Consider the following 7,371-nt stretch of genomic DNA (forward strand, 5'->3'; position numbering starts at 1 on the left):
GCCCCGCCCGCCCCGCCAGCCGCGCTGCCGCCGCCGGCGCCCGCGACACCCAAGGGCCGCGGCAACGTGTTTTCCGATGACGATTATCCCAGCGCCTCGCGCGCCGCGGAAGAAGAAGGCGTGACCCGCGTGTCCTACGTGGTGGGCGTCGATGGCCGTGTGACCCAGTGCGAAATCGTGCAGTCCAGCGGCTTCAAGCGTCTTGATGATGCGACCTGCTCGATCATCCAGCGCCGGTTCCGGTTCAACCCGGCCACCCGTGACGGCCAGCCCGTCCCCGAACGCAAGACCCAGCCGGTGCGCTGGCGCCTGACGAACTGATTTTACGCAAACAGGGTTCAGGCCCCGCGCCAGCCCGTCACGATAATAAAGAGGGAAAAACAAAATGCAGACCGAAGCCGCCGAAAATCCCTATGGCCTGATGGCCGCCCTTCAGCAGGGTGGTGTCATTGCCTGGTCCGTGTTCCTGCTGCTGGTGTTCATGTCGCTCTACAGCTGGTTCATCATCATCACCAAGTTCCTCGACCAGCGGAAGATCCTGGCCGAAGCCTCGGAACTGGAAAAGAAGTTCTGGGCCTCGTCGGATCTGAAGACCGGCGCCTCCAAGCTCGACAAGAACTCGCCGTTCCGCCAGATCGTTGACGACGGCCTGCGCGCCGCCGATCACCACGAAGGCCGCCTGACCGACAAGATCGATCAGCACGAGTGGGTGACGATGGCCCTGAACCGTTCGAACGCCGCCATCAATGGCAAGCTGACCACCGGCTTCTCGTTCCTGGCATCGGTCGGTTCGACTTCGCCGTTCGTCGGTCTGTTCGGTACCGTCGTCGGTATCTACCGCGCCCTGATCAACATCGGTCTGGCTGGCCAGGCCTCGATCGACAAGGTTGCCGGCCCGGTCGGTGAAGCGCTGATCATGACCGCTCTGGGTCTGGCCGTGGCCGTGCCCGCCGTGCTCGGCTACAACTGGCTGATCCGCCGCAACAAGGACGTGGCTGACCGCCTGAACAACTTCACCTCCGACGTGCACGGTGCCCTGGTGTCCGGCGCCCGTATCGAGCGTCCGGTTTCGGTTGCGGCCCCGGCCGCCGCTGCTCCCGCCGTCAAGAAGTGATCGGCCTCAAGGCTGAGGAGACAATCCGATGGCGATGAGTGTCGGAAATGACAGCGGCGATGAAAATGCGCCGATGAACGAAATCAACACGACGCCGCTCGTCGACGTCATGTTGGTGCTGCTGATCATCTTCCTGATCACCGTTCCCGTTGTCATCCAGACCGTGCCGCTCACCCTGCCGACGGTGACCAACGTTCCCACCACGACCAAGCCGGAAAACGTGCTGATCTCGGTGGACGGGAACTGCGACACCTACTGGGGCCAGACCAAGGTCGAGTCCAAGCAGGAGCTGCTCGATCGCGGCGTGAAGGCACTGAAGGACGAGATCAAGCGCCAGGAGTCCCTGGGCGGCAAGGTCGAACTGCCGGAAGTGCACATCCGCGGTGACAAGGACGTGGCCTATCGTTGCATCGGTGGGGTTGTCTTCACCATGCAGCGGGCCGGGTTCCTGAAGGTCGGGTTCATCTCGGAACCGACCCCGGGCAACGTGACGCGCGATTTTTGATGATTGGGCTGACCGGCTGCGGCCGGTCACCCTAGAAGAACAGGAGTTTGCCCCATGGGCATGTCAGTTGGCGGTGGTGGCGGCGAAGCCGCTCCGATGGGTGAAATGAACACGACGCCGTTGATCGACGTCATGCTCGTGCTGCTCATCATGTTCATCATCACCATCCCGGTGCAGACCCACGCCGTGAAGCTGGATCTGCCGCCGCCGAACCCGAACAACACGAACCAGCCTGATCCGGTGTTCAACCAGATCGACATCGACTTCCTGGGCAACATCTACTGGAACAAGCAGGAAGTGAACATGACCACGCTGAAGGGCTACCTGAAGCAGGCCGCAGCGATGCCGGAACAGCCGGAACTGCGCATGCGTCCGGAAGCCGAAGCCAAGTATGTCATCGTCGATGAGGTGATGGCAGCGGCACAGCAGGCTGGCATCGAGAAGATGGGCTTTGTCGGGAATGAGGCTTACGCGAACTGATCGCAGCCGGGCGTGAAAATAGCAGAGCTATTTTCCGACTCCGGCCAGATCGGACGGCGAGCGAAAAGGGCGGCCCCTCACGGCCGCCCTTTTTGACTCGTCCGACGGCGCGGCTCTGCCGCGCTCTTTCTTTCTTCCTTCCTTCGGCTCCCCCAGCGGACTCGGCGGCTTCGCCGCCGGCCGCACCCGCGTGGGCCACTCTGAGAGCCAACGCGTGCCTCGACAAGCTCGGCATGAGCGGGTTAGTGCGACCCCATAAACCCTCACCCTCCCACCGCTGCGCGGCGGGCCCCTCCCTCTCCCCAAATGGGAGAGGGGCTCGCTTCGACACCCCGCAATCCCCGCAGTATCGCCGCCCCCAAATCCAGCCTAGCCTTGCTTAACTTTGGGGAGACACAACATGGCACGACTTTCAGGCAAGGTGGCACTGGTCACCGGCGCAGCCTCTGGCCTTGGCGCGGCCACGGCGCGGCGCCTGGCGAAGGACGGGGCGGCGGTGCTGCTGACCGATCGTGACCTCGCCGGCGAGGATGTCGCCGCCAGCATCGCCAGTGACGGCGGCCAAGCGGCGTTTCGTTTGCACGATGTCACCAGCCACAGCGACTGGGCGGCGGCGGTGGAACATGCCGTCACTGATTTTGGCCGGCTCGATATCCTGGTCAACAACGCCGGGGTCGCCGGTGGCCGACACGAGTTGATGGACCACAGCTATGACGCCTGGCGCCAGATCCTCAGCGTCAACCTCGATGGCGTGTTCCTCGGCCTGCGCCACGCCGGCCCGCGCATCGCGGCCAGCAATCCCAATGGCGGCGGCAGCGTGATCAACCTGTCCTCCATCCTTGGCAAGGTCGGCATGGCCGGCGCGGCGGCCTATTGCGCGTCGAAGGGCGGGGTGGTGCTGCTCACCAAGGCGGCGGCACTGGAATGGGCGCCGCTGGGCATCAGGGTCAACAGCGTCCACCCCGGCTTCATCGACACGCCGATGGTGGCGGGTGCGCTGGCGGAGCGCGAGGATGGCAACGAGATGCGGGTGGCGCTGATGGCGGCGCATCCGCTCGGCAACCGCTTTGGCGTGCCGCGCGAGATTGCCGATGCCATCGCCTTCCTGGCCAGTGACGAGGCCAGCTTCATCACCGGCGCCGAATTGGTCGTGGATGGCGGCTTTACCGCGCAGTAGCGCGGGTCAGGCCGCGATCTGGTCGAACTGCAGACGAGCGAGGCGGGCGTAGAGGCCGCCGGCGGCCATCAGGCTGTCGTGCGTGCCTTCCGCCACGATGCGGCCCTTGTCCATCACCACGATGCGATCGGCGTTGCGCACGGTGGCGAGGCGGTGGGCAATCACCAGCGTGGTTCGCTCCTTCATCAGCTCGTCGAGCGCGGCCTGCACGAGGCGCTCGCTTTCGGCGTCGAGCGCGCTGGTTGCTTCATCGAGCAGCAGGATCGGCGCGTTGCGGAGGATGGCGCGGGCGATGGCGACACGCTGGCGCTGGCCGCCCGACAGGCGGGTGCCGCTTTCGCCGAGATAGGAGTTGATGCCCTCGGGCAGGTCCTTCAGGAAGGCGTCGGCATGGGCGGCCTCGGCGGCAGCCCAGACCTCGGCTTCGGTCGCATCGGGACGACCATAGCGGATATTCTCGAGCGCGCTGGCCGCGAAGATCACGGTTTCCTGCGGCACCACGGCAATGCGCTCACGGATGGCATGGGGATCAGCGTCGCGATAGGCGACGCCATCGATGCGCAACTCGCCGCCTTCGGGATCATAGAAACGCTGGACCAGCTGGAACAGGGTGGACTTGCCGGCGCCCGACGGGCCGACGACGGCGACGGTTTCGCCCGGCGCCACCTTCAGCGTGAAGCCGTTCAGTGCCGGGGCATCCGGTTTGGACGGATAGTGGAAGTGCACATTGGCCAGTTCCAGTTCGCCGCGCGCGGGCTGGGGCAGGGCGACCGGGTGGGCCGGCGCGCGGATTTCCGGGCGGGCGGCGAGCAATTCCTCCATGCGGCCCGAAGCTCCGGCGGCCCGCATGAAATCGCCATAGACTTCGGTCAGCGTGCCGAACGCGCCGGCCACAATGGCGGCGGCAAAAACGAACGCGGCGATAGCACCGCCCGACAGCCGACCCGAAATCACGTCGAGCGCGCCCTGCCACAGCACCAGGGTGATGGCGCCAAAGACGAGGGTGATGACGCAGGCGGTCATGACCGCGCGCAGGCGGATGCGGCGTTTGGCGGTGTCAAAGCTGCGCTCGACAGCGGCGCCGAAGCGCCGGGCCTCGCGGTCCTCCTGGGTGAAGGCCTGCACGATGCGGATGGCGCCCAGCACTTCAGAGACCATCGTGCCCATGTCGGCCACCCGGTCCTGGCTGGCGCGGCTGATGTCGCGCACGCGGCGGCCGAGGAACAGGATCGGGCCCATGGTGAGGGGGATCACCAGCAGCATCATCAGCGTGAGGCGGGGGCTGACCCAGAACATGTAGCCGATGCCGCCAATGCCCATCACCGTGTTGCGCAGCGCCAGGCTGGCCGAGGTGCCGACCACCTGTTCGATGATCGCAGTGTCGGACGTGATGCGGCTGGCGATTTCGGCCGGGCGGTTTTCCTCGAAGAAGACCGGATCGAGCGTGACGAGGTGGCGCTGCACGGCGGTGCGCAGATCAGCGACGACCCGTTCCCCCACCCACGACACGAAGAAGAAGCGCACGGCCGTGGCGGCGCCGAGCAGGAAGACGAGGCCGAGGAAGCCGACGAAGAAGGGCGCGATGGCGGCCGGGTCGCTGCCCTTGGCAAAGCCATTGTCCACCACCGTCTTCAGCCCCTGCGGGATGGCCAGCGTGGTGAGCGCGGCGACGCCGAGCGCAGTGAGCGCGGCAGTCAGTTGCAGCGGATAGGCGCGCGCGAACCGCCACAACAATTTGAGGCGGGACAATTTGCGCTCGGCTGGCGGGGGCAGCGGCGGCTTGGGGGGACGGGAAGCCATGCCGGCTGATAACAGGCGTTTGAGCGACACTCAATGGTGGTGCGACTTTGCGGCGGTGGGCGTTGTGGCAGATTTGTTGCATTGCACCGGATTCATGCAGGGTCCGGCCGCTTTCCTGTTTATGCTGCACCTGCGATATGGCAGGGCAACAAACCGGCCGATGCGCGGGGAAGGATTTCTGGATGCTCTACGCCGCCTATGAAATGCAGAAGGCCTGGCTGGCCGGGATGGGCATGGCCGCCCAGACCAGCAGCGACTGGCTGCTCAGCACATCCAACCCGCTGGCCTGGGCACCCACGGCGCCGGTGATGGCGCGGGCGCTCGAGGTGTTTGCCCATAGTGTCGAGGTGCGCGGCAAGCCGGCCTTTGGCCTCCATTCAACCATCGTCGATGGCGCGTCGGTGCCGGTATCGGAAGCGGTGGTGCTCAGAAAGCCGTTCGGCCAGTTGAAGCATTTCCAGCGCGGCGTTTCCGGCCGCAGCGATCCGCGCATCCTGGTGGTGGCGCCGATGTCGGGCCATTATGCCACGCTGCTGCGCGGCACGGTGGAACGGCTGCTGCCCGATCATGAGGTCTATATCACCGACTGGCGTGACGCACGGGCGGTGCCGACCGGCGAAGGCCGCTTCGATCTCAATGATTATGTCGACTATCTGATCGAATTCCTCGAACTGCTCGGCCCCGATACGCACATGCTGGCGGTGTGCCAGCCCTCCGTACCGGCACTGGCTGCGGTGGCGCTGATGAACGAGGATGGCCATCCCTGCACGCCGCCCAGCCTGACGCTGATGGGCGGGCCGGTCGATACCAGGAAGGCGCCGACCTCGGTCAACGAGCTGGCCTTCAAGCGGCCGTTTGCCTGGTTTGAGCAGACGGTGATCCAGGAGGTGCCGGGCATCTATCCGGGCGCTGGCCGCAAGGTCTATCCCGGCTATCTGCAATTGTCGGGCTTCATGTCGATGAACCTCGCCAACCACATGAAATCGCACTGGGAGCTGTTCAAGCACCTGGTCGAGGGCGACGAGGATTCGGCCGAGGCGACCAAGGCTTTCTATGATGAATATCGCGCCGTCTGCGACATGACCGCGGAATTCTATCTGCAGACGATCGACATGGTGTTCCAGCGCCAGGCCCTCGCCACTGGCAGTTTCACCCACCGTGGCCGCATCGCCGATCCGGCGAAGATCACGAAGACCGCGCTGCTGGCCATCGAAGGCGAGCGCGACGATATTTCCGGGATCGGCCAGACCAGGGCCGCGCTGGATCTGGCCGTGAACCTGGCCGCCGACAAGAAGCAGTATCACCTGGCGCTCGGCGCCGGCCATTATGGCATCTTCAACGGCAGCAAGTGGCGCGACAGCATCGCGCCGGCGGTGGAAGCCTTTGTGCGCACCCACGATACCGGCCGTGTGGCGCCAGCGCCGAAGCGGGTGGTGACGCCGCGTCACGTCGAACCGATCGTGCCGCCGGGGGTCGAAGTTGCCTGATGGTGCCATTGTCATCCGCCAACTGACGGCGGCCGACGCGGATGCCTATCGCGAGTTGCGGCTGCAGGGCTTGCGCGATCACCCGCAGGCCTTTGGCGCCGATGCGGACGAGGAAGCTGACTGGCCGATGCGCGTCTGGCAAGCGCGGCTTGACGCGCGGACAACGCTTGGCGCGTTTCGCAACGGCGCACTGATCGGCACGGCGGCGCTGGCGCTGATGCCGGGGCGCAAGCAGAGCCATCGCGGCAAGCTGGTGGGCATGTATGTGGCGCCAGGCGGCCGCTCGACAGGTGTCGGCCGGCGACTGGTCGAGTCCGTCCTCGAACTGGCCCGGGGGCGCGTCGAGACGGTGGAACTGAGCGTCTTCATCGGCAATGCGCCGGCCATTGCGCTCTATCTGGCGTGCGGCTTTCGCCCCTACGCCGTGGATCAGGATGCCATTCGCGTTGATGGTCAGGCTGTTGACGACGTGCTGATGCAGCGATCGACAACGGTCTAGCCGGCGAGCTGCTCTTCCATTTCAGCCAGTTCCAGCCAGCGGTGCTCTGCCGCTTCCAGGCTTTCGCGCAGGCGATCCAGTTCAGCGGTAAGGGCGGCAAAGCGCGCCGGGTTCTTGGCATAGAGATCGGGATCGGCCAGGGCCGCTTCCCGCGCCGCGATGTCCTTATTGAAGGCCTCGATGCGGCTGGGCAGCTCGGCCAGCTCGCGCGCGTCCTTGTAACTCAACTTGTTGGCCTTCTTGGGCGCGCTCGGGCCGGGCGCGACGGACCGCCCGCCGCGGGTGGCAGCGGCGGCCGGCGCCTGCCGC

At 65.7% G+C, this 7,371-nt stretch carries 9 protein-coding genes; 7 read left to right on the forward strand and 2 right to left on the reverse strand.

The window, feature by feature from the left end; translation table 11 throughout:
- The 5 genes from GJ693_RS12250 to GJ693_RS12270 form a co-directional block, all read left to right on the forward strand.
- On the forward strand, positions 1–321 hold a 321-nt coding region (locus GJ693_RS12250; RefSeq protein WP_156256578.1), incomplete at its 5' end, for an energy transducer TonB.
- 64 nt (positions 322–385) lie between these two features.
- A complete protein-coding gene (locus tag GJ693_RS12255; protein WP_156256579.1) occupies positions 386–1,114 on the forward strand; it encodes a MotA/TolQ/ExbB proton channel family protein in 729 nt (242 codons plus the stop codon).
- Positions 1,115–1,142: 28 nt separating this feature from the next.
- The gene (locus tag GJ693_RS12260; RefSeq protein ID WP_156256580.1) at positions 1,143–1,619 is read left to right on the forward strand and encodes an ExbD/TolR family protein; all 477 of its coding nucleotides are present in this window, start codon (positions 1,143–1,145) and stop codon (positions 1,617–1,619) included.
- A 54-nt stretch (positions 1,620–1,673) separates the two neighbouring features.
- Positions 1,674–2,099, forward strand: coding sequence for an ExbD/TolR family protein (locus GJ693_RS12265; protein ID WP_156256581.1), 426 nt, complete (start codon positions 1,674–1,676; stop codon positions 2,097–2,099).
- A 400-nt stretch (positions 2,100–2,499) separates the two neighbouring features.
- Entirely contained in the window at positions 2,500–3,276 is a 777-nt protein-coding gene (locus GJ693_RS12270) for an SDR family NAD(P)-dependent oxidoreductase (RefSeq protein WP_156256582.1), read from the forward strand.
- A 6-nt stretch (positions 3,277–3,282) separates the two neighbouring features.
- On the opposite strand, the gene GJ693_RS12275 is transcribed toward GJ693_RS12270, so the two are convergent.
- On the reverse strand, positions 3,283–5,076 hold the full coding sequence (locus GJ693_RS12275) for an ABC transporter transmembrane domain-containing protein (protein ID WP_156256583.1): 1,794 nt from the start codon (positions 5,074–5,076) through the stop codon (positions 3,283–3,285).
- A gap of 182 nt (positions 5,077–5,258) precedes the next feature.
- Here GJ693_RS12275 and GJ693_RS12280 point away from each other — a divergent pair, with 182 nt between their 5' ends.
- On the forward strand, positions 5,259–6,563 hold the full coding sequence (locus tag GJ693_RS12280) for a polyhydroxyalkanoate depolymerase (protein ID WP_156256584.1): 1,305 nt from the start codon (positions 5,259–5,261) through the stop codon (positions 6,561–6,563).
- Positions 6,556–7,062, forward strand: coding sequence for a GNAT family N-acetyltransferase (locus GJ693_RS12285; RefSeq protein WP_156256585.1), 507 nt, complete (start codon positions 6,556–6,558; stop codon positions 7,060–7,062). Before GJ693_RS12280 ends, GJ693_RS12285 begins: the two co-directional genes overlap by 8 nt.
- Here GJ693_RS12285 and GJ693_RS12290 read toward each other — a convergent pair.
- Positions 7,059–7,371 (reverse strand): ABC transporter C-terminal domain-containing protein (locus tag GJ693_RS12290; protein WP_235902859.1); only part of this gene is annotated, 313 nt, incomplete at its 5' end. The two genes, GJ693_RS12285 and GJ693_RS12290, sit on opposite strands and share 4 nt — an antisense overlap.

The sequence above is a fragment of the Sandarakinorhabdus oryzae genome (genome assembly GCF_009733735.1).
Lineage (GTDB): Bacteria > Pseudomonadota > Alphaproteobacteria > Sphingomonadales > Sphingomonadaceae > Sandarakinorhabdus > Sandarakinorhabdus oryzae.